General features: G+C 64.6%; 3 protein-coding genes. All 3 read left to right on the plus strand.

The window, feature by feature from the left end; translation table 11 throughout:
* Positions 1-111 (plus strand): branched-chain amino acid ABC transporter permease (locus EOL86_15140; protein NCD26904.1); only part of this gene is annotated, 111 nt, incomplete at its 5' end.
* 2 nt (positions 112-113) lie between these two features.
* On the plus strand, positions 114-998 hold the full coding sequence (locus tag EOL86_15145) for a branched-chain amino acid ABC transporter permease (protein ID NCD26905.1): 885 nt from the start codon (positions 114-116) through the stop codon (positions 996-998).
* On the plus strand, positions 998-1,326 hold a 329-nt coding region (locus EOL86_15150; protein NCD26906.1), incomplete at its 3' end, for an ATP-binding cassette domain-containing protein. The genes EOL86_15145 and EOL86_15150, both read left to right, overlap by 1 nt.

Below are 1,326 nucleotides of genomic sequence, written 5' to 3' on the forward strand. Positions count from 1 at the left end.
CCCGCCGACTATTCGTCCATGAAGGAGGCCGTGGCCTTCATCATGCTCTTCGTCATCCTTCTGGCCCGGCCTCAAGGCCTTTTGGGCCGCCACATCATCCAGAAGGTCTAGACATGCTTCTCGACAACTACGGATTTCTTCTCGTGGCCATCATCCAGCAGGCCCTGCTCGGCATGAGCCTGTGGTACCCGCTCATGGCCGGCCAGCTGTCCCTGGCCAGCATCGGTTTCTATTCCCTGGGCGGATACATCGCGGCCATCATGGGCACCAACGCCTTTTTCGCTCCCTGGCGCGAGGCCCTGGGGTGGGCCATCTATCCCGTGGAATGGCTTTTCGCCATCGTGGCCAGCGTGCTGCTCGGAATTTTGGTCGGTATTCCTGCCCTGCGCCTCAAGGGCATCTATCTGGCCCTGGCCACGGTCGCCTTTGTCCAGGTCGTCAATGTCGTGGTCCTGGTGCTGGACGTCACCGGCGGGGCGGTGGGCCTGTTCGGCATTCCCCAGCCCTTCGAGAGCCGCCTGGCCTACCTGTGGTTTTTCGGGCCGCTGCTCATCCTGATGCTCCTTTTTTCCTGGCGTCTGACCAAAACCACGACCGGGCGCTCCTTCATGGCCATCCGCGAGGACGAACTGGCCGCCCAGGCCATGGGCATCCCGACCACCTTCGAAAAAGTCCGGGCCTTCGCCATCGGCTGCGGCCTGGCCGGAATCACCGGGGCCATGAGCGCGCCCTTCCTCAATACCTGGAACGCCCGCCAGAGCAGCTTCGACGCCTCGGTCGCCTGCCTGGCCTATGTGCTCATCGGCGGCGCCCGCTCCATCTGGGGGCCACTCCTGGGCGCGGCCCTGCTCGTGGCCCTGCCCGAAGTGCTGCGCCCCCTGAAGGATGCCCGGCTGATCATCAACGGCGTGGTTCTGGTCGTGGCCTGCATCTACCTGCCCCAAGGCCTCGCCGGCCTTTTGGCCGGACTGCGCCGCAAGCCTTCGGAGGTGGCCTGATGGACGCCATCTTGAATCTTGAAGGCGTGTCCCGCGCGTTCGGCGGCCTCATGGCCGTCAACGACGTCAGCTTCGAAGTCCGCGCCGGCGAAATCTTCGGACTCATCGGCCCCAACGGCGCGGGCAAAACCACCCTTTTCAACCTGATCACCGGCATCACGCCGGTCAGTGCCGGACGCATCGCCTTTTCCGGCCAGGACATTCTCGGCGTGCCGCCGCACAAGGTGGCCACCCTGGGCATGGCCCGAACCTTCCAGAACATCCGGCTCTTTTCGGGCATGAGTGTGCTCGACAATGTCCGCGCGCCCATGCAGGCCTTTGCCCGGAC

Source organism: Deltaproteobacteria bacterium, assembly GCA_009930495.1.
GTDB lineage: Bacteria > Desulfobacterota > Desulfovibrionia > Desulfovibrionales > Desulfomicrobiaceae > Desulfomicrobium.

Coding starts and splice junctions, on each gene's coding strand:
- EOL86_15145 (NCD26905.1), top strand. CDS start 114: ATGCTTCTCGACAACTACGGATTTCTTCTCGTGGCCATCATCCAGCAG.